The 22,073-nt window shown below is 73.4% G+C and carries 22 protein-coding genes; 17 read left to right on the top strand and 5 right to left on the bottom strand.

From position 1 onward, the window contains the following. The first annotated feature begins 122 nt into the window (after nucleotides 1–122). Nucleotides 123–1,154 (top strand): glycoside hydrolase family 11 protein, encoded by a 1,032-nt coding sequence (locus V1634_RS15535; protein ID WP_331208521.1) that lies wholly within the window; start codon nucleotides 123–125, stop codon nucleotides 1,152–1,154. A 157-nt stretch (nucleotides 1,155–1,311) separates the two neighbouring features. Further along, nucleotides 1,312–1,710 carry a VOC family protein gene (locus V1634_RS15530; protein ID WP_331208520.1) on the top strand — a complete coding sequence of 133 codons (399 nt, stop codon included), beginning with the start codon at nucleotides 1,312–1,314 and terminating at the stop codon, nucleotides 1,708–1,710. Nucleotides 1,711–1,734: 24 nt separating this feature from the next. On the opposite strand, the gene V1634_RS15525 is transcribed toward V1634_RS15530, so the two are convergent. Next, nucleotides 1,735–2,805: a hypothetical protein gene (locus V1634_RS15525; protein ID WP_331208519.1), complete on the bottom strand. Its 1,071-nt coding sequence runs from the start codon at nucleotides 2,803–2,805 to the stop codon at nucleotides 1,735–1,737. Further along, nucleotides 2,802–3,380: an RNA polymerase sigma factor ShbA gene (gene shbA, locus V1634_RS15520; RefSeq protein WP_331208518.1), complete on the bottom strand. Its 579-nt coding sequence runs from the start codon at nucleotides 3,378–3,380 to the stop codon at nucleotides 2,802–2,804. The genes V1634_RS15525 and shbA overlap by 4 nt, the downstream gene beginning before the upstream one ends. Nucleotides 3,381–3,594: 214 nt before the next feature. Between shbA and V1634_RS15515 the strand changes: the two genes are divergently transcribed. The 13 genes from V1634_RS15515 (at nucleotide 3,595) to V1634_RS15455 (ending at nucleotide 17,982) form a co-directional block, all read left to right on the top strand. Continuing rightward, nucleotides 3,595–4,632 carry an ABC transporter ATP-binding protein gene (locus tag V1634_RS15515; protein ID WP_331208517.1) on the top strand — a complete coding sequence of 346 codons (1,038 nt, stop codon included), beginning with the start codon at nucleotides 3,595–3,597 and terminating at the stop codon, nucleotides 4,630–4,632. Further along, nucleotides 4,629–5,432, top strand: a complete 804-nt coding sequence (locus V1634_RS15510) for an MlaE family ABC transporter permease (protein ID WP_331208516.1) — start codon at nucleotides 4,629–4,631, stop codon at nucleotides 5,430–5,432. Before V1634_RS15515 ends, V1634_RS15510 begins: the two co-directional genes overlap by 4 nt. Before the next feature lie 7 nt (nucleotides 5,433–5,439). Next, a complete protein-coding gene (locus tag V1634_RS15505) occupies nucleotides 5,440–6,237 on the top strand; it encodes an MlaE family ABC transporter permease (RefSeq protein ID WP_331208515.1) in 798 nt (265 codons plus the stop codon). A 4-nt stretch (nucleotides 6,238–6,241) separates the two neighbouring features. Beyond that, complete coding sequence (locus tag V1634_RS15500) at nucleotides 6,242–7,576, top strand: MCE family protein (protein ID WP_331208514.1); 1,335 nt, start codon at nucleotides 6,242–6,244, stop codon at nucleotides 7,574–7,576. Then, on the top strand, nucleotides 7,573–8,607 hold the full coding sequence (locus V1634_RS15495; protein WP_331208513.1) for an MCE family protein: 1,035 nt from the start codon (nucleotides 7,573–7,575) through the stop codon (nucleotides 8,605–8,607). Before V1634_RS15500 ends, V1634_RS15495 begins: the two co-directional genes overlap by 4 nt. Continuing rightward, a complete protein-coding gene (locus V1634_RS15490) occupies nucleotides 8,604–9,587 on the top strand; it encodes an MCE family protein (RefSeq protein ID WP_331208512.1) in 984 nt (327 codons plus the stop codon). The genes V1634_RS15495 and V1634_RS15490 overlap by 4 nt, the downstream gene beginning before the upstream one ends. Then, nucleotides 9,587–10,834, top strand: coding sequence for an MCE family protein (locus tag V1634_RS15485; RefSeq protein ID WP_331208511.1), 1,248 nt, complete (start codon nucleotides 9,587–9,589; stop codon nucleotides 10,832–10,834). Before V1634_RS15490 ends, V1634_RS15485 begins: the two co-directional genes overlap by 1 nt. 95 nt (nucleotides 10,835–10,929) lie before the next feature. Then, entirely contained in the window at nucleotides 10,930–12,366 is a 1,437-nt protein-coding gene (locus V1634_RS15480; RefSeq protein ID WP_331208510.1) for an MCE family protein, read from the top strand. Continuing rightward, on the top strand, nucleotides 12,363–13,649 hold the full coding sequence (locus V1634_RS15475; protein ID WP_331208509.1) for an MCE family protein: 1,287 nt from the start codon (nucleotides 12,363–12,365) through the stop codon (nucleotides 13,647–13,649). The genes V1634_RS15480 and V1634_RS15475 overlap by 4 nt, the downstream gene beginning before the upstream one ends. 20 nt (nucleotides 13,650–13,669) lie before the next feature. Continuing rightward, entirely contained in the window at nucleotides 13,670–14,566 is an 897-nt protein-coding gene (locus V1634_RS15470; RefSeq protein ID WP_331208508.1) for a hypothetical protein, read from the top strand. Nucleotides 14,567–14,579: 13 nt separating this feature from the next. Beyond that, a complete protein-coding gene (locus tag V1634_RS15465) occupies nucleotides 14,580–15,173 on the top strand; it encodes a hypothetical protein (RefSeq protein ID WP_331208507.1) in 594 nt (197 codons plus the stop codon). A gap of 41 nt (nucleotides 15,174–15,214) precedes the next feature. Then, nucleotides 15,215–16,237, top strand: coding sequence for a serine/threonine-protein kinase (locus tag V1634_RS15460; protein WP_331208506.1), 1,023 nt, complete (start codon nucleotides 15,215–15,217; stop codon nucleotides 16,235–16,237). Between the two features lie 41 nt (nucleotides 16,238–16,278). After that, entirely contained in the window at nucleotides 16,279–17,982 is a 1,704-nt protein-coding gene (locus tag V1634_RS15455; RefSeq protein WP_331208505.1) for a metallophosphoesterase family protein, read from the top strand. 13 nt (nucleotides 17,983–17,995) lie between these two features. Here the strand turns inward: V1634_RS15455 and V1634_RS15450 are convergent, their stop codons facing one another. Continuing rightward, nucleotides 17,996–18,319, bottom strand: coding sequence for a hypothetical protein (locus V1634_RS15450; protein ID WP_331208504.1), 324 nt, complete (start codon nucleotides 18,317–18,319; stop codon nucleotides 17,996–17,998). A gap of 229 nt (nucleotides 18,320–18,548) precedes the next feature. Between V1634_RS15450 and V1634_RS15445 the strand changes: the two genes are divergently transcribed. Continuing rightward, entirely contained in the window at nucleotides 18,549–19,577 is a 1,029-nt protein-coding gene (locus tag V1634_RS15445; protein ID WP_331208503.1) for a phosphotransferase family protein, read from the top strand. A 20-nt stretch (nucleotides 19,578–19,597) separates the two neighbouring features. On the opposite strand, the gene V1634_RS15440 is transcribed toward V1634_RS15445, so the two are convergent. Continuing rightward, on the bottom strand, nucleotides 19,598–20,878 hold the full coding sequence (locus V1634_RS15440; protein ID WP_331208502.1) for an SGNH/GDSL hydrolase family protein: 1,281 nt from the start codon (nucleotides 20,876–20,878) through the stop codon (nucleotides 19,598–19,600). Then, nucleotides 20,875–21,450, bottom strand: coding sequence for a TetR/AcrR family transcriptional regulator (locus tag V1634_RS15435; RefSeq protein WP_331208501.1), 576 nt, complete (start codon nucleotides 21,448–21,450; stop codon nucleotides 20,875–20,877). The genes V1634_RS15440 and V1634_RS15435 overlap by 4 nt, the downstream gene beginning before the upstream one ends. Nucleotides 21,451–21,510: 60 nt before the next feature. Between V1634_RS15435 and V1634_RS15430 the strand changes: the two genes are divergently transcribed. Then, a complete protein-coding gene (locus tag V1634_RS15430; protein WP_331208500.1) occupies nucleotides 21,511–21,996 on the top strand; it encodes an FBP domain-containing protein in 486 nt (161 codons plus the stop codon). Nucleotides 21,997–22,073: the final 77 nt, after the last annotated feature.

The following is a 22,073-nucleotide window of genomic DNA, read 5'->3' as shown; positions in this document are numbered from 1 at the left end:
GTCCACCACCACCGCGCCGTACGACTCCGACGTCCCATGCCCGTCACGGGCCACCGGCGGCCCCGCCGGGGCGTACCGCGCTGCTGGCCTCGCGCCAGCCGTCCGAGGAGGATGCAAAGTACATGAACGACCTGAACCACACCCCCACCAGATCTAGAGGGCGCGGCCGCATGCGGCTGCTCCTCGGTGCCACCTGCGCCGCAGCGATGGCCGTCGCCGGCACGGTGGCGGTCAGCACTCCGGCACATGCCGAGGCCGACCGGACCCTGACCTCGAACGCCACCGGCACGCACAACGGGTTCTACTTCTCGTTCTGGAAGGACAGCGGCAACGCCAGCATGACGCTGCGCGAGAACGGCCGGTACTCCAGCTCGTGGAGCAACAGCACCAACAACTGGGTCGGCGGCAAGGGCTGGTCCAGCGGTGGCCGGCGGACGGTCAGCTACTCCGGCACCTACAACCCGGGCAACAACAACACCTACCTTGCGCTGTACGGGTGGACGCGCAGCCCGCTCATCGAGTACTACGTCGTGGAGAACTTCGGCAGCTACAACCCGAGCAGCGGCGCCACCCGGATGGGCACGGTGACCACCGACGGTGGCACCTACGACATCCTCCGCAGCCAGCGGGTGAACCAGCCGTCGATCGACGGTACCGCCACGTTCTACCAGTTCTGGAGCGTCCGCCAGCAGAAGCGCAGCAGCGGTACGATCACCTTCGGCAACCACATGGACGCCTGGGCCCGCGCCGGCCTGAACCTCGGCAGCAGCTGGGCCTACCAGGTGATGGCGACCGAGGGCTACCAGAGCAACGGTAGCTCCGACATCACCGTCCGGGAGGGTGGTGGCGGCAACCCGGGCCCCAACCCGACCACCCCGCCGCCGGGTAACGGCAACTGCTCGGTCAGCGTGAGCCGCGCCGACGAGTGGAGCGACCGGTTCAATGTGAACTTCTCGGTCAGCGGCGCCAGCAACTGGGTCGTCAGCATCCGCACGAACGGCAGCCAGAGCCTGCAGAGCAGCTGGAACGCCTCGGTCAGCGGCAGCAGTGGCACCCTGACGGCACGCCCGAACGGCAACGGCAACAACTTCGGGATCACGCTCTACAAGAACGGCAACAACACCACACCCACCGCGAGCTGCTCGACCGGCTGACCCCTGGGTGGGGTGGGATGCGGTGCCGCCGGTGACTCGCGGCGCGGACTGACCCGAACGCCGGAACACCGCTCCTGTGGCGGGGGGGGGGGGGGGGGGGGGGCCCCCCCCCCCCCCCCCCCCCCGCCACACTGCTGCTTCCGGTTAGGCTCCCGACGTGACGAGGATCAGTCAGATCTCGCTCGGGGTGACCGACGACAAGCGGGCCGGGGAATTCTGGCGGCAGGCACTCGGCTACCTACGCCGGCCACCCCGGTATGCCGGTGACGACTGGATCGTCCTCGAACCGCCACCCGGTGTCCCCGGCAGCGCCGTCGCGATGGACGTCAGCGAGAGTCCCGCCGAACGGTTCCCCCGGATCCACCTCGACCTCACCGCCGACGACCGCGACCTGGACGAGGAGGTCGACCGGCTCGTCGCACTCGGCGCCCGGCGGGTCGACTGGCCCCACTACCCCAGCGACGCCGACCCGGAACCACCGGGGACCCGCCTCCGGTACGTCGTACTGGCGGACACCGAGGGCAACGTCTTCTGTGTGGAGGAAGGCGGCCGCTGACTCCGACCGCGGCACGTCGGTCGGTCAGTCGTCGGGTGGGCAGAGCAGCACGCAGCCGCTGGGCAGCAGCGGCAGTCCGGACGGCAGCAGCGACGGCAGTACGGGCGGTACCGGCAGCGGCAGCAACTGCCGGCCCGACGGGCTCGCCGGGGGTGGCTGCGCCGGACCGGACCGCACCGTCGGCGGTGCGGCGCCGCCAGGAGTACGCCCCGGGGCCGGGGTACGCCCCGCAGCGGGCGTCGTCGGTGCCGGGCGGGCCGGAGTCGACCGCTCGCCGGCAGGCGCCTCGGAGTGGTCCGCCGCCCCGGGCAGCCCGAGCCGGACCCGCTCGATCTCGGTACGCAGCCGCCCGGCCTCCGCCGGGTCACGGATCTCCGTCACCTGCACGGCCGCCCGATCCAGTTCGGCCCGCGCCCGCGCGTAGCGGTGCTCCGCCAGCGCCTCCCGGGCGAGTTGGATGGTGTGCTCGGCGGCGCGGACCGCGGACCGGTCCGGATAGACCGCCGCCGCGACCGGCCAGAGCGGGCTGGCCGGCCCCGCGTGGTTGACACCGAGGCCGAGCAGGGCGGTCACGACGACGCCGACCACACCGGAGAGGACGAGCCGGCGGACGAGCCGGCCGGGGCGCACAGGTGGGCGGAACGGGCGCGGTCGCCCGGCGGCTGTGCGCGCGGTGTCCGGACCGGCACCGGGGCGACGTTCGGCCGGTGACCGGCTCGCGGAAGCACCGGGACGGGGTCGGCGGGCGGGGACTGCGGGACGGGGCGGGTGGATGCCGTCCGGGCCCTCCCCCACCCGGTGCGGGGTTGCCAGGGCGAGCGCGCCGTCGAGGTCGAAGGCGGGCAGGTCGGCGTCGAGTTCCGCGCGCCAGGCGGCGAGCGCCCCGGCCAGCGGGTCGCCGCCGGGCACCGCTCCGCCCCGGCCCAGCGCGTCGAGCAACAACTCGTCGGCGTCGACCACGGCCGGATCGGGGTCGGGCGTCGGATCGAGGTGCGGGTCCTCCCGGCCGGTCAACGTCCCATCCCGCCCCGGCACGGCGTCGCTGCGCGCGCCCGTACCGTCGTCTCGCTCTGCTCCGCTTCGCAGCGTACTCATGCGGCGACCTCGTCCAGGGCGGTGCCGGCCAGCGCGCGGAGCCGGGCCAGCGCGCGGGACTGGGTCACCCGCACCGCGGCGGCCGACATTCCCACGATGAGACCGACCTCGTCGGCGGTGAGGCCGACCGCCACCCGGAGCAGGACGATCTCCCGGTGCACCTCGGGGAGCCGGGCCAGCAGCGCGGAGAGCCGACGGGCGAGGTCGGTGGCGACGGCCCGCTGCTCGGGGCCGGGTTCGGCGTCCGGCTCGTCCGGCAGCGGAGCGTCCGTGGTGACCGCCGAGTCGCGGATGGCGGCCCGCTGCGCGTCGGCGACCTTGTGCGCGGCGATGGTGTAGAGGAACGCGGAGAAGGGCCGGCCCTGGTCCCGGTAGCGGGGCAGCGCCCGGAGCACCGCCAGGCAGACCTCCTGGGCCACGTCGTCGGCGGTGGCGTACGCGCCGCCGATCCGGCCGAGCTTGGCCCGGCAGTACCGGACCAGGCCGGGGCGGACCTCGGTGAGCAGTGCCGCCGTCGCCTCGGGGTCACGTCGAGCCGCGCGTGCGACGAGATCTGTCTCGGGTGCTGCGGTCATGTATGCGGTCGCACCTTCGTCGGGGCCACACCTTCGTCCGGCACCACGCCTGGAGTTACCGGCGGGTCAACCGCACCGTATCGGGAGCCGCCGGATCGCACCACCGCCGGGGTGCGCTCCGCCGCCCGGCGGTTTCGACGGCTCGACGTCGTACCCACGGAAAGTGGTCGAAGAATTACCGACCATCGCTGTTACGCGCGGCGTGCCCGGCGCGATGTCCACCAGAGACGGCGGTGGACGGACGGTCCACCGGGAGCTGCGGCGGGCGGGTGCGCGGATGGGCGTCGAGGTACGGGTCGAGGGGCTGACGAAGTCCTTCGGCGGGCAACCGGTCTGGTCCGACGTCAGCCTGACCCTGCCGGCGGGCGAGATCTCCGTGCTGCTCGGCCCCTCCGGCACCGGCAAGTCGGTCTTCCTCAAGACGCTGGTCGGGCTGTTGAAGCCGGACCGTGGGGCGATCTGGATCGAGGGCCGGGACCTCCCCCGGCTCTCCGAGCGCGCCCTCTACGAGGTCCGCAAGCTCTTCGGCGTGCTGTTCCAGGACGGCGCGCTGTTCGGCTCGATGAACATCTACGACAACGTCGCCTTCCCGCTGCGCGAGCACACCCGCAAGTCGGAGGCCGAGGTCAGGGCGGTGGTGCACGAGAAGCTGGAGATGGTCGGGCTGCTCGGCGCGGAACGGAAGCTGCCCGGTGAGATCTCCGGCGGCATGCGCAAGCGCGCCGGGCTGGCCCGGGCGCTGGTGCTGGATCCGCAGATCATCCTCTTCGACGAGCCGGACTCCGGGCTCGACCCGGTGCGCACCGCCTATCTCAACCAGCTCATCATCGACCTCAACCAGCGGACCGGTGCGACGTTCCTGATCGTCACGCACGACATCAACACCGCCCGTACGGTGCCGGACAACATCGGGCTTATCTACCACGGTCACCTCGCCATGTTCGGGCCGCGCGAGATGCTGCTCTCCAGTACCGAGCCGGTGGTGCGGCAGTTCCTGAACGCCCAGCGGATCGGCCCGATCGGGATGGCCGAGGAGAAGGACTCCGACGAGTTGCGGGCCGAGGCCGAGGCGGGAGCCGAGCTGCCGCCGCTGCCGCCGATACCGCTGCAACTCGCCCCCTCCGACGGGCGGCCCCGCCCGGCCGAGCAGCCGCCCGGCCGGTGGTGCGCGGAGCACGGCGTCACACCACCGGCCGGCTCGTTCCAGGGCGTGCAGGGCAGCGTCTGGCAGCCGACCGAGGCGCTGCGATGAGCCCGCCGGCCGGCACCGGGCAGACCGGCCCGGCCCGGGCCACCGCCGGGCTGCGCGGTGCCGGGCACTTCTTCGCCTTCTGCCTGGACGCGCTGCGCGGGCTGGTCCGGCGGCCGTTCCAGGTCCGCGAGTTCGTGCAGCAGGCCTGGTTCATCAGCTCGGTGTCGATCCTGCCGGCCGCGCTGGTGGCGATCCCGTTCGGCGCGGTGATCGCGCTACAGCTCGGTTCCCTGGTACGCCAGCTCGGCGCCCAGTCGTTCACCGGCGCCACCTCCGTACTGGCGGTGGTGCGCGAGGCCAGCCCCATCGTGACCGCGCTGATCATCGCCGGGGCGGGTGGCTCGGCGATCTGCGCCGACCTCGGTGCCCGGAAGATCCGCGAGGAGCTGGACGCGATGCAGGTGCTCGGCATCGACCCGGTGCACCGGCTGGTGGCACCGCGCATCGTCGCCGCCGCACTGGTCGCGGCGCTGCTCAACGGTCTGGTCAGCGTGGTCGGGGTGGCCGGCGGCTACTTCTTCAACGTGGTGATGCAGGGTGGCACCCCGGGGGCGTATCTGGCCAGTTTCCAGGCGCTGGGTCAACTCTCCGATCTCGCCGTCGGCGAGGTGAAGGCGCTGCTCTTCGGTGCGGTGGCCGCGCTGGTGGCGTCGTACCACGGGATGACGGCACGGGGTGGGCCGAAGGGGGTCGGTGAGGCGGTCAACCAGAGCGTCGTACTCACCTTCATGCTGCTCTTCGCGCTGAACTTCGTGATCACCGCGGTCTACTTCCAGCTCGTGCCGCAGCGGGGGATGTGAGGTGCCGATGAGAAGCACCCTGGACAACCTCGGCGGCCAGCTCGCCTTCTACCTGCGGGCGTTCGCCTGGACCCCGCGGGCCCTGCACCGCTACCGCCGCGAGGTCGTGCGACTCCTCGCCGAGATCAGCTTCGGTCGCGGCGGGCTCGCGGTCGCCGGTGGCACGGTGGGGGTGATCTGCTTCCTGACCTTCTTCACCGGCACCGAGGTCGGCCTCCAGGGCTACCAGGCGCTCGACCAGCTCGGCAGCAGCGCCTTCACCGGGTTCGTCTCGGCCTACTTCAACACCCGGGAGATCGCGCCGCTGGTCGCCGGGCTGGCGTTGTCGGCGACGGTCGGCTCCGGCTTCACCGCCCAGCTCGGCGCGATGCGGATCTCCGAGGAGGTCGACGCCCTGGAGGTGATGGGGGTGCCGTCGCTGCCGTTCCTGGTCACCACCCGGATGATCGCCGGCTTCGTCGCGGTCGTCCCGCTCTACGTGGTCGGCCTGCTCTCCAGCTATCTGGCGACCAGAGCCATCGCGGTCTTCTACTTCGGACAGTCGGCCGGCACCTACGACTACTACTTCCACCTCTTCCTGCCCCCGGTGGACGTGCTCTGGTCGTTCGGCAAGGTGCTGGTGTTCAGCGTGATCGTCGTCCTCGTGCACTGCCACTACGGCTACCACGCCAGCGGCGGGCCGGCCGGGGTCGGCATCGCGGTCGGCCGGGCGGTGCGTACCGCCATCGTGGCGATCAACATCGTCGACTTCTTCCTGTCGCTGGCCATCTGGGGCGCGACCACGACCGTACGGATCGCGGGGTGAGAAGGTGAACACGCGAGGGTCGGCACTGGGCCGGCGCTTCCTCGGCATCGTCTTCGTCGTGGTGCTCGTCGCCGCGCTGACGCTGGCCGTGTTGCAGTACCGCAAGGTCTTCACCCCGGTCGCCTGGGTGACCCTCTACACGGCGCAGACCGGGATGCAGCTCAGTCCCGGGGCCGAGGTGAAGCTGCGCGGCGTGCCGGTCGGCGAGGTACGCGAGATCGGCAGCGACGGGGCGCGGGCCCGGCTGCGGCTCGCGCTCGACCCGGACCTGGTCGGGCAGGTACCGTCCGACGTCACCGCCCGGCTGCTCCCGAAGACCCTCTTCGGCGAGCGGTACGTGGCCCTGGTCGCCCCGGCCGGCTCCACCGCCGCTCCGCTGCGCGACGGTGCCGTGATCAGCCAGGACCGCAGCCGTAACGGCGTCGAGCTGGAACGGGTCCTCGACGAGGCGCTGCCGCTGCTCCAGTCGATCCGCCCGGACAAGCTGGCCAGCACCCTGGCCGCGCTCGCCACCGCGCTGGACGGTCGCGGCGAGCAGCTCGGGCAGACCCTGGAAGCCCTCGACGGCTACCTCAGCGAACTCAACCGCGAGCTGCCGGCACTCACCGAGGACGTCCGGCGGCTCGCGGCGGTACTGGACTCCTACGACGCGGCCCTGCCGGACCTGCTGGCCATCCTCCGCGACGTCACCCCGACCGCGTGGACCGTCGCAGACCAGCGGACCCAGCTCGCGGCCTTCCTCGCCGAGGCGACCGACGCCGCCGACGTGGGCCGGCTCTTCCTGGACCGGCACGGTGACCAGGTGGTCCGACTCGGCGAGCTGGGCCGACCGGTACTCGAACTGCTGGCCGCGTACGCCCCGGAATATCCGTGCCTGATGCAGGGGCTGGTGCGGGCGCAGCCGCGCGCCGAGGAGGTGTTCCGGAACGGCCGGATGCACGTGACGCTGGAGGTGACCCGGGACAACGGCGCCTACCAGCCCGGCCGGGACGCCCCGGTGTACGCCGCCTCGACCGGCCCGCAGTGCCGGGAACTGCCCAATCCGACGCCACCGGCACCCGAGGTGCGGATCGAGGACGGCTACGACCACGGCGGCTCCCGCCCCGGCCCGGTGAAGCTGCCGGTCGGCAGGCCACCGGCCGGCACCGCCGCCAGTACCGGTGCTGCCCCGACTGCCGGCAACCCGCCGGCGATGGGCACCGCCGGCACGAAGGAGGAACAGAACCTGCTCAAGCCGATCATCGGAGCCGCCACCGACACCCTGCCGGTGCAGGTGCCCGACATCGCGGTGCTGCTCTGGGGCCCGCTGCTGCGCGGAGCGGTGGTGAACGTCAAATGAGGCGGGTACCGGTCGGACCGCTGGTCAAGCTGGTCGCGTTCGCCGCGGTGACGCTGCTGCTCACCGGGGTGCTCGGCCAGGCGCTCGGCTCCCTCTCCTTCGGCGGCACCAGCTATCGGGCCCGGTTCACCGACGTCACCGGCCTGCTGCCCGGCGACGACGTCCGGATCGCCGGGGTCCGGGTCGGCCAGGTCGACGAGATCCGGGTGGTGCAGGACACCGTCGCCGAGGTCACCCTGAGGCTGACCGAGGAGGTGCCGCTCCGCAGCACCGTGCGGGCGAAGATCCGGTACCGCAACCTGATCGGCCAGCGCTACGTCGCGCTCGCCGAGGGCCCCGGCAACGGACCGCCGCTGCGCCCGGACGGGCTGATCCCGATCGGCCAGACCACCCCGGCCCTCGACCTGACCACCCTCTTCAACGGGTTCCGGCCACTCTTCACCGCGCTGAGCCCGCAGGACGTCAACAAGCTGGCGTACGAGATCATCCAGGTGCTCCAGGGCGAGGGCGGTACCGTCTCCAGCCTGCTGGCGCACACCGCCTCGCTGACCAACACCCTCGCCGACCGGGACGCGGTGATCGGCCGGGTGGTGACCAACCTCAACTCGGTGCTGGCGACCCTCGCCGACCGGGACGCCGAACTCGACCAGACCATCCGCTCGTTGCAGCAGTTCGTCTCCGGGCTGGCCGGCGACCGCGAGGCGATCGGCGCGGCCCTGGTCAACCTCGGCAAGCTCACCGGCAGCACCGCCGCGCTGCTCGCCGACGCCCGGCCGGCGCTCGCCGCCGACGTGACCGAACTCGGCGAACTCGCCGGCACCCTCAACCGGAACGCGGCGGTGATCGACGGCACCCTCGGCCGGCTGCCCGACCGGTACGAGCGGCTGACCCGGGTCGCCTCGGACGGCTCCTGGCTCAACCTCTTCGTCTGCGACTTCGACGGCCGGCTGGCGCTCGGCGGGCAGAGCGTCAACCCGGCGACGTTCAGTTCCCAGGCCGCCCGCTGCGCCGGATCAGGAGGTGCCCGGTGAAACCGTTCCGGGAACGCAATCCCGTCGTCGTCGGCGCGATCGGGCTGCTGGTGCTGACCGGCCTGCTGCTGACCGCGTTCCGGCTGGACGACATCGCCGCGCTCGGCAACCGGGCGTACGCGGCGGCGTTCTCCGACGCCAGCGGGCTGGCCGAGGGGAGCGAGGTCCGGGTCGCCGGGGTACGCGTCGGCGAGGTGACCGAGGTGGACCTGGCCCGGGGCGGCACCGGCCCGTACGTCCGGGTCCGGTTCCGGATCGACGACGGCGAGCTGCGGCTCGGCAGCCAGACCGGTGCGACCATCCGGATCAAGACCGTGCTCGGCCAGAAATATCTGGCGCTGGCTCCGGCCGGGCCGGGCCGGCTGGCCGAGGACGCCGAGATCCCGCTCTCCCGCACCGCGTCGCCGTTCGACGTGATGCAGGCGGTCACCGGCCTGGCCGGCACGCTCGACGAGATCGACAGCGCCCAGTTGGCGACCGCGTTCACCACCCTCGCCGAGACCTTCGCCGACACGCCCGGCAGCGTCCGCTCCTCGCTGGACGGGCTCTCCCGGCTCTCCCGCACGGTCGCCAGCCGGGACGCCGAGCTGCGCGAGCTGCTGGAGCGGGCCCGGGGCGTCACCGACGTGCTGGCGAACCGGGACGAGGAGTTCCGCCGGCTGGTCGCGGACGGGACACTGCTGCTCGACGAGGTGCACCGGCGGCGGGACGCCATCCACGAGCTGCTGGTCGGCACCCGCGACCTGGCGACCCAGCTCTCCGGGCTGGTCGCCGACAACCGCGCCACGCTGGAGCCGACGCTGCGCCAGTTGCGCGGTGTGGTGGCGACGCTGCAACGCAACCGCGACGACCTGGAGCGGACGTTGCAGACGATGGGGCCGTTCCTGGACGCCTTCACCAACGTGCTCGGCAACGGCCGGTGGTTCGACTCCTATCTTCGCGGGCTGCTCCAGCCGTACGTGCCGACGGGAGGTCGCTGATGCGCCGGCTGCTCGCCCCGCCGAACCGGCGCCGGGCCATGCTCGCCGCCGGGATGACCGTGGTGGTGGCCGCCGCCGCCACGTTCGTGCTGCTGCACCAGGGCACCCCGCAGCGGCGGCTCGTCGCGCACTTCACCCGGGCGGTCGGCATCCACCCCGGCTCCGACGTACGGGTGCTCGGGGTGCGGGTCGGCGAGGTCGTCTCGATCGAGCCGGTCGGGCGTACCGTCCGGATGGAGCTGCGCTACGACGCCGAGCAGGACATCCCGGCCGACGCGTCGGCGGTGATCGTGCCACCGAGCCTGGTCAGCGACCGGTACGTCCAGCTCACCCCGGCCTACTCCGGCGGCGCCCGGCTGCCCGACGGTGCCGAGCTGCCGGTGGACCGGACGATGGCGCCGATGGAGATCGACGACATCTACCGGTCACTCGACGAGTTCAACCGGGCGCTCGGCCCGGACGGCGCCAACGCCGACGGCGCGCTGGACGAGCTGCTCGGCACCGCCCGGGCCAACCTGGCCGGCAACGGTGAGAACCTGCACGACACCCTGGACGGGCTCTCCCAGGCCCTGGACACCCTCGCCGAGGGGCGGCAGGACCTCTTCGGCACGGTGGCGAACCTGCAACGGTTCACCACCGCGCTGGCCCGCAGCGACCAGCAGGTGCGGGCGTTCAACTCCCGACTCGCCGACGTGGCCGGGCAGCTCGCCGCCGAACGCGGTGACCTGGCCGCGGCGCTGCGCAACCTGGCGACCGCGCTCGGCGAGGTGACCCGGTTCGTCCGGGAGAACCGGGCGCTGCTGAAATCCAATGTGGAGGGACTGGCGGACGTGACGAACGTGCTGGTCCGGCAGCAGAGGGCGCTGATCAAGATCCTGGACGTGGCACCGCTGACCCTCTCCAACCTGAATCTGGGCTACAACGCCCGCTCCGGCACCCTGGACACCCGGGACAACCTGCTCGGGCCGTACGACCCGGCCGCGTACGTCTGCGCGACGCTGGCCGACGCGCTGCCGGTGCCGAAGGTGCCGAAGCGCTGCTTCGAGCTGGCCGAGACCCTCAACCTGAAGCGGCTGCCGCTGCCGGAGGAGCTGCGCAAGCTGCTCAACCTGCCGCCCTCCGCCAAGCCCGCCCCCGCGACGCCGCGGCCGCCGGCCGCCGATACCGGCGAGCCCGCACCGGGTGCGCCGGGACCGGAGGTGTCGCTCGACCGCACGCTCGGCGGCATCCTGCGAGGTCTGCGATGAACCGGCCCGACTCCCCCGCCGTTCGTCCGGCGACCGGGTTCCGAGGCGCTCGTCCGGCGACCGGATCCCGGGGAGGACGGTCGGCGAGCCGGGCGGTGGCGACGCTGCTGGCGGCGGCGGTCGGGGTGACCGGCTGCACCATCCCGGACCTGGCCGACCTGCCGCTGCCCGGCGGCGCGCCGAGGGGGCCGGCCTACCAGGTCACGGCCGAGTTCGCCGACGTGCTCGACCTGGTGCCGCAGGCCGCCGTCAAGGTCAACGACGTCACCGTGGGCAGCGTGCAGGCGATCTCGCTGCGCGGCTGGACCGCCCTGGTCCGGCTCCGGATCGACCGCACCGTGCAGCTGCCCGGCAACGCCACCGCCGCCGTCCGGCAGACCAGCCTGCTCGGCGAGAAGTACGTCGCCCTGGCCGCCCCGGTCACCGAGCCACCCGCCGGGCAGCTCGGCGACGACGCCGTGATCCCGCTGGCCCGGACGAAGCGGTCGGCCGAGGTCGAGGAGGTGCTCGCCGCGCTCGGGCTGCTGCTCAACGGCGGCGGGCTGGCCCAGCTCAAGACGATCAACCAGGAACTCGCCGCCGCGTTGCAGGGCCGGGAGCCGGCCGCCCGGGACGCGCTGCGCCAGCTGGACACCTTCGTGACCGGGCTCGACCGGCAGAAGGCGGACCTGGTCCGCGCGGTGGACGCGCTGGACCGGCTGACGGCTCGGCTGGCCCGGCAGCGGGCCGTGATCGGGGACGCGCTCTCCGCCCTCGACCCCGGGCTCACCGTACTGGCCGAGCAGCGGGAGCAGCTCAGCGCGGCGGTCACCGCCCTCGGCGAACTGGGCCGGGTGGGCGCCCGGGTGGTCACCGAGAGCCGCGAGGACCTGGTGGCGAGCGTACGGGCCCTGCAACCGACCCTCGAACAGCTCGTCCGGGCCGGTGACGCGCTGCCGAAGTCGCTCGACTTCATGCTGTCGTACCCGTTCCCGCCGAACGTCACCGGGGCGATCGTCGGCGACTACATCAACCTGTCGGTCACCGCCGACCTGGACGCCGCGGCGATCCTGGCCAACCTCTTCTCGGCCAAGCCGGTGGCGAAACCGCCGTCGAAGAACCCGACCCGGCCCGGCGGCAGCAGCACCGGCGGCAACCGGCCCGGTGCGAACGGCGGCGGGCAGCGCCCCGGCGGTGGCGGTGACGACGACGAGCGGCCGGGCGGTGGGGTGGGCCCGCTGCTGCCCGGCGTACTGCCACCGATCTGCCTGCCGGTCGGCGGGCTGCTGCCGATCGACTGGTTGCCGCCACTGCTGCCCGAGTGCGAGTTGCCGCCCGGCTGTGAACTGCTCCGGCCCGGGTCGCTGCTGCCGCCGGGCGGGTTGCTGCCACCCGGCGGGGTGGTGCCGCCGGGCACCGTCTTCCCGCCCGGCACCAAACTGCCGCTGGGCACCATCCTCTCCCCCGGCTGCCTGCTGCCGCCGCCGGACGGGGCGACGAACGGGCGGACCGGCGGGCTGCTCGACGTACTCGGCGGGGGGTTGCTGCGATGATCGGACGTACCGCCCGACTCCAGGTGTTGGCGTTCCTGCTGGTCAGCGTGCTCGGGATCAGCTACGTCGCGGTCCGTTACGTCGGGCTCGGCGACCGGCTGCTCGGGCACGGCTACCTGCTGCACGCCGACTTCGCCGACGCCGGGGGCATCTTTCCGAACGCGTCGGTCAGCTATCGGGGCGTCCCGGTCGGCCGAGTCGAGGCGGTCGACCTGCACGACGGGGCGGTCCGGGTCACCCTCCGGCTCGACGAGGGAGTACGCGTACCCGACGCGCTGCGCGCGGTGGTCTCGCAGCGTTCCGCCGTCGGCGAGCAGTACGTAGACCTGCGCCCCGAGCGCGACGGCGGGCCGTACCTGCCGGAGGGTGCGGTGATCCCCCGGGACCGTACCGGCACCCCGCTGGCCCCGGAGACCCTGCTGGCGAACCTGGACGCGCTGGTCCGCTCCATCGACCCGGACGACCTGGCGGTGGTGATCGACGAGCTGGGCGTCGCCTTCGAGGGCAACGAGGCGGCGCTGCGCCGGATCCTCGACGCGAGCGGCGCGCTGCTGGCCGAGGCGACCCTGCGGCTGCCGGAGACGGTGACGCTGATCCGGGACGGGCGCACCGTGCTGCGTACCCAGCAGGAGTCCGCCGAAGCGTTGCGGCGCTGGGCGGACGGGCTGGCCCGGCTCGCCGAGACGGTCCGGGCGGCCGATCCGGACCTGCGGCGGATCCTCGCCGACGGGCCGCCCGCCGCCACCGAACTCGTCGGCCTGCTCCGCGACCTGGACCCGTCGATCGGCACCCTGCTGGGGAACCTGGTCGCGGTGAACGGGGTGGCCGCCCGGCGGCTGCCCGGCATCGAGCAACTGCTGGTGGTCTATCCGCTGGTGGTCGACGGCGCGTTCACCGTCACCCCCGGCGACGGCACCGTGCACTTCGGACTCGTGGTGAACATCGCCGACCCGCCCGCCTGCGTCTACCACGGGTCCACCCGCTGCACGTCGGCGGAGGCGGCCCGAGGTTCCAGCGTCCGGGGCAACGCGGCGGCGCCCCGCCCCGGCGGCACGGACCCGGCGCCGTCCCGGCCCGGCGGGCCGGCGCTGCCGGAGCCGGACGAGCCGGCCGGGGACGCCCCGCCGGTCTCCCCGGCCACGGTCGCCGGCTACGACCCCGCGACCGGGGTCGCGCTGGGTCCGGCCGGCGGCCCGCTCTCCTTCGGCTCGACCGGCGGGCAGTACCAGCTCGCCGGCGACCAGTCCTGGAAGCAACTCCTACTCGCCGGCCTCGCGCCGTGACCGATTCGAGGAGCCGACCGATGCGCAGCGGTGAGGAACGCAGGTTGAAACTGGTGAAGGGCACGGCAGCGGCCGATCCGAGCACTCCGGAGGTACCCCGGCAGCCGACCGGCGAGGGACGGGGCCCGACCGGCGGGGCACGCCGGTCGGGTGACGGGACGCGGCAGCCGGCCCGGGGCGGGCGAGCGGCGACCCGGCGTACGGTGACCCGCCGGGTGCCCGCAGCCAAGGACCCGGTGGAGGAGATCCTCGAACGGCTCGACCAGGAACCGGTGGAGAAGCCGGAGACCGAGGAGCGCGTCGCGACGGACGAGCCGGCCGGCACCGCCGAGGGGGACTCGACGGACGAGGCGGCCGGCACCGCCGAGGCGGCGTCGACGGGCGACCCGGGCTCGACCGTGGCGGCGGCGGGTCCCGGGCGGAGGGGGTCGAGGCGGCGGCTCGGCACCACGGTCGGACTGGTCGTCGCGCTCTGTGCGGCACTCGCCCTGGCCGGGGTCTTCGGCTATCGGTGCTGGGAGGACCGGGCGGTCGAGCGGGCCCACGGGCAGGCCCTGGCCGCCGCCCGGCAGACCACCGTCAACTTCGTCTCGGTCAGCGCCTCCAGTGTGGACAGCGACCTCCAGCGGATCACGGCCGGCGCGACCGGGGAGTTCAAGGAGGAGTTCGTCCGGGGCCAGGCCAAGGTCCGGGCGGCGGTGCTGGAGAACAAGGTCGAATCCAGGGGTACGGTGCTGCGCGCCGGCCTGCTCTCCGGCGACCGGCGCCACGCGGTGGTACTGGTGGCGATGGACGCGACCGTCAAGAACGTGAACGCCCCGGACGGGCGGCCCGCGCACTACCGGATCCAGGTCGACCTGACCAGGGATGGCGACTCCGACACCTGGCTGGTCTCCCGGCTCCAGTTCGTCGGCTGAGAGGAGTTCTCCGATGCGATCGTCCATCGCCACACTCGCCCGCCGGCTGCGCCCCGGGCGTCGTACCAGCGGGGAGCCGGCGGACGACGGCGCGGAACGGGGCGCCGAGGCTGCCCCGGCGCGGCGCCGCTACACCGGCAGCCGCCTGCACCTCGCCCTCGCGGTCGCCACCGTGCTCGCCGCCACGGCGGCCGGCACCGCCTGGTACGCCCACCATCGGGCCGAACAGCGCGACTCGGCGGTACGCCAGGCGCTGGCCACCGCCGGTCCGGCCGCCAAGGCGATCTTCTCCTACGACTACCGCAGCTTCGACGCCAGCGTGGCGAACGGGCGGGCCTTCGTGACCGGCCCGTTCGCCGACGAGTACGCCGAGACGACCTCGGCGCTGAAGGCGACGGCCGTCTCCGAGCAGGCGGTGGTGCTCGCGGAGGTTTCCGCCAGCGGGGTGATCCGGGCGGAGTCGGCCGAGGTGGAGCTGCTGGTCTATCTGAACCAGTACCGGCGCAACGCCAACACCGACGGGGAGAAGGTCGACCAGAACCGGGTGGTCCTCGAACTGAAGCGGGTCGGCGGCGAGTGGAAGGTGGCCCGGGCCACCGCCATCTGACCCGGGCGGGAATGTCGGTGGGGTGGTGCATCATCCCGAGGGTGTACTTCGGGTACCGCTCCCACTACGAGGGGCCGCTGAGCAAGCACGTCCGCCACCTGCCGGGGACAGGGGTGCTGGACTGGTTCCGCCGGGGCTGGACCGTCGAGGACCCGGAGAAGTGGGTCGAGGACCAGCTCGGCGTCGACGTCTACGGACTGGATTCGATCTTCGAGGAGGCGGTGCGGCGGCAGCTCGCCCCGCCGCGCGACTGGCGGGAACTCCACGACCTGTTGCGCGAGCACCTCTACCTCGAAGGTGAACCGGAGACCCACCTGCGGGTCACCGAGCACTCCGTGCGGGCGTACACCGACGACGACGAGGTCGAGTTGGCGTACTTCTTCCTCGACGACGAGGTGCTGGCCGCCGCGCCGGACCGGCTGGCCTACCTGTTCCAGTCGTGGCCGCTGCCCGCCGAGGTCACCGCGCCGGAGAGCCCCGGCGCCGCCTTCGTACCAGCGGTTGCCGCCCAGCCGGCGCTGCCGCCCGCCGGAGGCGTCGGCGCCACCTATGCGGTGCTGCTGACCTTCTACGACGGCGCGTCGATCGCCACCACCCCGCCACAGGTGTTTCCCGGGGTGCGCCTGCCGGGGCTCGCCGCCCGGCTCCGGGACGGGCTCGCCGCGCCGGGGCGGCCCGACCCGGACTGGCCGCCGGAGTTGAAGGTGCTCTCGGTGCTGCTCGACCCGGCGGACGAGTCGATCGAGCCGGCGCTGCGCCGGGCCGTCGAGTGGCCGGGCTTCCACGGGCCGATCTGGGAGCCCTGGCCCGAGCTGCCCGACGGCGCCGACGACTCCGATCCGGTTGCCGCGCGCCGTTCGGCGCTGCCGCCGATGCCCGCCGACGCGCATCCGGACCGGTCGCTGCTGCTCGTCTCCGCCCACCTGGCCCAACTGGCGATGTACACCGACGAGGTGTTCGGCTTCCAGCAGTGGTTCCTCTTCGACGACCTGTGGGCCGGCAGCCACCCGCACCTCGCCCAGTCCCTGCTCCGCTACGCGAGCCACTGGGACCCGCTCGGCTGACCCCATGGTTGACTGTCCGCGATGACGGAAGATCACGTGCGATGACGGAGTACTCCGCACCGCTGCTCTGCGAGCCGTATCTGCTGGATCCGGGCCGGGACGCTGTCTGGGTCGCCTGGCACACCGAGGAGCCCGGCACCGGCGGGTTCGTGCTGGCCGGCCCGGAGGTGGCCGGGATGTCGCCCCGGCAGGCCCGGGACGCCGCCTCCGGCGACCGGTCGTCCGGCCCCGGATGGCGGCGGTTCGCGGCGCGGGTCCACCCGCTCTCCCGTACCCGGGAGGACGCCGGGTCCCGGGTGCCGGGCCGCAGCTATCCGACGGTGACCCGCCGTCCGGTGTACCGGCATCTGGCCCGGGTCACCGGGCTGGCATCCGGCCGTACGCCGTACCGGGTGGTCGCGCCGCACGGTCCGGACCGGGTCACCGTCACCGCGGCGTACTCGCTGGCTCCGGCGGCACCCGCCGGGGCGGGGGTACGGCTGCTGCTGAGCAGCGACCACCAGCTCAAGGCGATGACGGCGGCCAACCTGGAGAAGGTGGCCGAAACCGTCGGCGTCCGGCTGGACGGGGTACTGATGGCCGGCGACATGGTCAACGTCGGCGACCGGGCCAGCGACTGGTTCGACGCGGCCACCGGTCCCGCCTTCTTCACCGGGATGACGGGGCGGGCGGAGACACCGATCGCCGGCCGGACCTACCGGGGTGCGCCGCTGTTGCAGCACACCCCGATCTTCCCGGCGATCGGCAACCACGAGGTGATGGGCCGGTGGTCGGAGACGGCCAGCCTGGACAGCCAGTTCAACGACCCGCAGCCCAGCGACGTGGCCGGCGAGCGATCTCCGGCGGACGACTCGAACGAGTTGGACGAGGCGGAACTGCGCCGGCTGTCCTGGGACGTCACGACGTACGAGGAACTCTTCCCGTACCCGCGCAGTGCGGCGGGCGGTCCCCGCTGGTGGTCCCGGACGATCGGCGACGTGCACCTGGTGACGCTCTTCGTCACCTCGATCTGGCGCCCGCACGTGCCGGTCGGGCGGGGCAAGTTCCAGGAGGATCCGGCCGACCTGGCCCACCCCGAGCGGTGGGGGCACGGCCAGTTCATCTTCGAGCCGGTGCACCGGGACTCCGCGCAGTACCGCTGGCTGGCGCGGGAGCTGACCTCGGCCGAGGCCCGCGCGGCCCGGTACCGGGTGGTGATGTTCCACCATCCCAGCCACGGGCTCGGCGACAACTCGACACCGCCGTTCACCGATCCGGTGCGGACGGTCGAGCGGGACCCGGACACCGGTGCGGTCAGCGCCGTCCGGTACGCGTACCCGCTGGCCGAGGACCACATCCTGCGCGACCTCGAACCGCTCTTCTGCGCCACCGGAGTGCACCTGGTGCACAACGGGCATGCGCACCTGTGGAACCGGTTCCGGAATCCGGCCGGGGTCAACTGGCTGGAGACTTCGAACGTCGGCAACAGCTACGGCGCGTACGACGTGTCGTCCGGTGCCGTCCGGAACCTGCCGGCGGGGCCGGACCACGTCCGGCAGGGTGATCCGGGCGGTCTGGCGCCGGTCGTCCCGACGATCGCGCCGTTGACCGGGCCGACCGGTGCCCCGCTGCCGTACGTGGCGAGCGACGACATCACGGTCTTCTCGGTCCTCGACTCGACCGCCGGGGTGGTCCGGTCCTACCGGTTCGACACCCGGGACCCGGACGCCCCGGTGCTGCTCTTCGACGAGTTCGCGCTGGCCTGATCCCGGTACGCCGTCAGTCCGGCGGCTCCGGGGTCGCCGCCTGCCCGGAGGCGGCGGTCTGCTCCGGGGCCACCGTCCGCTCCGGGGTCACCGTCTGCTCCGAGGTGCGCCGTTCCAGGAACGAGTCCGGCGCGGCTGCCGCCTCGGCGATGCGGCGTTCCGCCTCCGTCGTCCTCGGGTCGGACTCGGCCAGCACCGCCGCTCCCGCCTCGCGCCGGTCCGAGTCGGCCAGCACCGCGGCGGCCTGCGCCTCCGGGTCGTCGCTGCCCACGGAGCGTTCCTCCGGAAGCAGGTGGGCGGCCCGGTTCTCGACCCGGTCACTCGTCTCTTCGCTCATGCCGCGATCCATACCCGAACCGTTGCTCCGCTACTCGTCGGACCCGTCCGGGGCCGCCGGGCGCACCTCCCCGCAGCCGGCGGCCGCGCCCGGCGGCCGATGTCCGGGTCTGCGACGCCCTGTGCCGAATATGGTGCTTCGGCGGTGAACAGGAGGAGCGAGCGGCCGCCGAGCCGCGGCGCCGTAAAAGCGGATGTGTGCTCCGGTTGCCGGGCACTAGCGTGACGGCGTGACGGCAGAGACCTCGGCGGAGGATCGGCTCGACGCCGACTGGCGGGCCGAGAGCGACGCCTGGATCACGGACCGGCTGGCCGAGCAGGGCGTCGCCGCCACCGCTGCGGTCCGGTCGGTCCGGGTCCGGGCCTGGTCGATCGTGCGGCGGGTGGAGACCAGCGCCGGGCGGATGTGGTTCAAGGCGAACGTGCCGACCAACGCCTTCGAGGCGGGGGTGGTCGAGGCCCTGGCCGAGTTGGTCCCGGAGCTGGTCGTGACACCGCTGGCGGTGGACCGGGGCCGGGGCTGGTTCCTCGGGCCGGACGGCGGGACGATCCTGCGGGAGCTGACCGAGCGGCCCGATCCGGCCCGCTGGGCGGAGCTGCTGCGGACGTATGCCGGTCTGCAGCGTGCGGTGGCCCCGCACGCCGACCGGCTGGTCGGGCTCGGCGTGCCGGACCTGCGGCCGGCCCGGATGCCGGCCGCGCTGGCCGGGCTGCTGGCCGATCCGACGGTCCGGCTCGCCGAATCGCACCGGGCCGCCCTGGTCGCGCTGCTGCCCGAGTACGACCGCTGGTGCGCCGACCTTGACGCCGACGGGCTGCCGGCGTCGATCCAGCACGACGACCTGCACGACGGCAACGTCTTCGTCGGCACCGCCGGAATGCGCTTCTTCGACTGGGGCGACGCCTGCCTGGCGCACCCGTTCGGCAGCCTGCTCGTGGCGTTGAACGTCGCCGCCGACCAGCTCGGCGTGGACCCGGCCGGTCCGGAGCTGTCCCGACTCCGCGACGCCTACCTGGAACCCTGGACCGAGTTGCGGGACCGCGCCGACCTGCGCCGCTCGGTCCGGCTGGCGCTGCGGGTGGCGAAGGTCGGCCGGGCGGTCTCCTGGCAGCGGGCACTGCGCGGCGCGACCGCGCCCGACTGGCGGCGGGCCCTGGGCGGGCCGGCGCTGATCGCCCCCGAGCACGAGACGGCGCCGGCCGCCTGGCTGGCGGCGCTCCTCCCGGAGCCGGATCCGGTCAGGCTGCGCATCGACTGATCCGGGTCACGGCGGGGCGTTCAGTGGAACAGCCGGGCCGGTACGGCGTCGGCGAGCAGCCGGTAGCCGGTCGGGTTGAGGTGCAGGTGGTCGCCGGTGTCGGCGGCCGGCAGCAGTCGCCGGGGGTCCGTCGGATCCCGTACGGCACGATCGAAGTCGATCACCGCGTCGAACCGGCCACTGGTGCGGATCCACCGGTTGACCGCCTGTCGGGTGGCTTCCCGGATCCCGGCCGGATCGTCGTAGTCGTTGCCGCCGAACGGGGTCAGTGTGGCGCCGTACACCCGGATGTCCTGCGTGTGCGCCCGGGTGACGATCTGGTCGTACGCGGTGACCAGGTCGTCGGTGACCGTCCGCTGGGCGGCCTCGGTGGCCTCGGCGGTGCCGATGTCGTTGACCCCCTCGAACACCACCAGCCAGGCGACGCCACTCTGCGCGAGTACGTCCCGGTCCAGCCGGGCCAGCGCGTTCGGCCCGAGCCCGTCGGCGAGTACCCGGTTGCCGCCGGCCGCCTGGTTCGCCACCGCGACGTCCCGGGTCCGGTCGTGCCCGTGCAGCCGGTCCACGAGTTGGTCCGGCCAGCGGTCGTTCCTGTTGGTGGTGGAGCCGCGCCCGTCGGTCAGCGAGTCGCCGAGCAGTACCGCGACCCTGGTGCCGGGTCCGGCCGGCACCTCCAGCGCGCTGAGCAGGTACCAGTGGTCGACCGGGGTGGCACCGGGCAGCGTCGGCGCCGCGACGTGGTTGCCGCGCAGCAGGTGGGAGGTGGTCCGGGAGCCGGGGTGCGAGGTGATCCGGTCCGATGCCTGTCCCGGCCCGAGATAGAGCGTCACGGTGAGGTTGGCGCGGGCCGGTACGGCGATGTCGACCGGGTCGGAGACGAGGTGCGCACCGACCGGGACGGTCACCGACGCCCGGCCGCTGAAGGTCACCGGACGGGCGCTGCCGGGCCGGATCGCGCTGACCCCGGCCCTGCCCTCCGCCGGCAGCGCGACCGTGGCGGCGGTGACCGGCAGCGGCGCCCCGCCGAAGGCGTTGGAGAGGCGCAGCCGGATCCGCGACCCGGCCACCGACAGCCGGACGGTCTGCCGGAGCGTGGTGTCGGCGAGCATCCGGCCGTGCCCGGTGAAGGGTGGCGGCGGCATGTTCTCCGGCTCGGCGAGCTGCGGCATCGACGCCCAACTCGTCGCCCAGCGCTGCCGGGCCGGGGCAGCGTCGGCGGCGGCGGCGCGACCGGCCTGCTCTGCGGCGACGAACTCGCCCGGCTCCTCCGGCTCGGGCGGCTCCTGGTTGGCGGCGCTCACCGCGCCGGCCAGTTCCGCAGCACGACGTCGACGGCATCCACCGTCCTGGCCCAGGAGTCGTCGACCGGGCGGGGGTGGTGCCGGAATCCACCGCTCCGCTCAAGGCTCACGTAGCCGTGGAAGGTGCTGTTCAGCATGCGTACCGCGTCGGTCTGGTCGGGTTCGGCCAGCTGGTAGCCCCGGAGGATCGCCCGGGTCAGCTCGGCGTGCCGGCGGGCCGCGTCGGCGGCGACGGTGTCCGTCTGCGGGTCGAGTTCGAGCTGCGCCGCCGCGTACCTGCCCGGATGTTGTTTCGCGTAGGACCGGTAGGCGTCGGCGAAGGCCGCCAGCGCGTCCCGGCCGGCGCGGCCGGCGAGCGCGGCGGAGGCCCGGTCGGCGAGTTCCGTCAGGGCCAGTGCTGCCACCCTGACCCGCAGGTCGCGGGCGTTGCGGAGGTGGGAGTAGAGGCTGGCGTCCTTGACGCCGAAGTGGCGGGCGAGCGCCGAGATGGTCAGGTTCTCGAAGCCGACCTCGTCGGCCAGCTCCGCCGCCGCCACTGTCAGCCGTTCGGCGGTGAGCCCCGCGCGCGTCATGTGCCACACCTCACGCCTAGGATCGTTATTTGCTTGCCTAGAGGTATTAGGCTGGCTCCTATGGTACCCCTGACCGAGTCCGCCATCCGCGCCTCCTTCGTCAACTGCACCAAGGGTGAGGCGAAGCGTCTCACGGTGCCGAGGGACCTCGACGAGCGAGCCTGGGCCGATCTCGAGTTCCTCGGCTGGCGGGACCCCGCCGCCGACGAGCGGGCCTACCTGGTAGCCGAGTCCGGCGGCGGGCTCGTCGGCGTGGCGCTGCGGGTGGCGCCGCAGACCGGGCGGGTCCGGCGCAGCATGTGCTCGATCTGCCTGACCACCCACACCGGGAACGGCGTCTCGCTGATGACCGCCCGCAAGGCCGGGCGAGAGGGCCGGCAGGGCAACTCCGTCGGCGCCTACCTCTGCACCGACCTGGCCTGCTCGCTCTATCTGCGCGGGAAGAAGGACGCCGGGCGGCGCCTCGACGAGACGATCACGCTGGCGGAGAAGATCGAACGCACCACCGCCAGCCTCGCCGCCTTCCTGGCCCGGGTCAACGGCTGACCCGGCCGACTGCTCAGCCGACCCCGGCCGACGCCCGGCGGAACCCGACCGACGCCGAGCTGGCCACCGTCGATGCC

It is taken from the genome of Plantactinospora veratri (assembly GCF_036421995.1).
GTDB classification, from domain to species: domain Bacteria; phylum Actinomycetota; class Actinomycetes; order Mycobacteriales; family Micromonosporaceae; genus Plantactinospora; species Plantactinospora veratri.
This window is presented reverse-complemented; position numbering and strand designations above follow the sequence as displayed.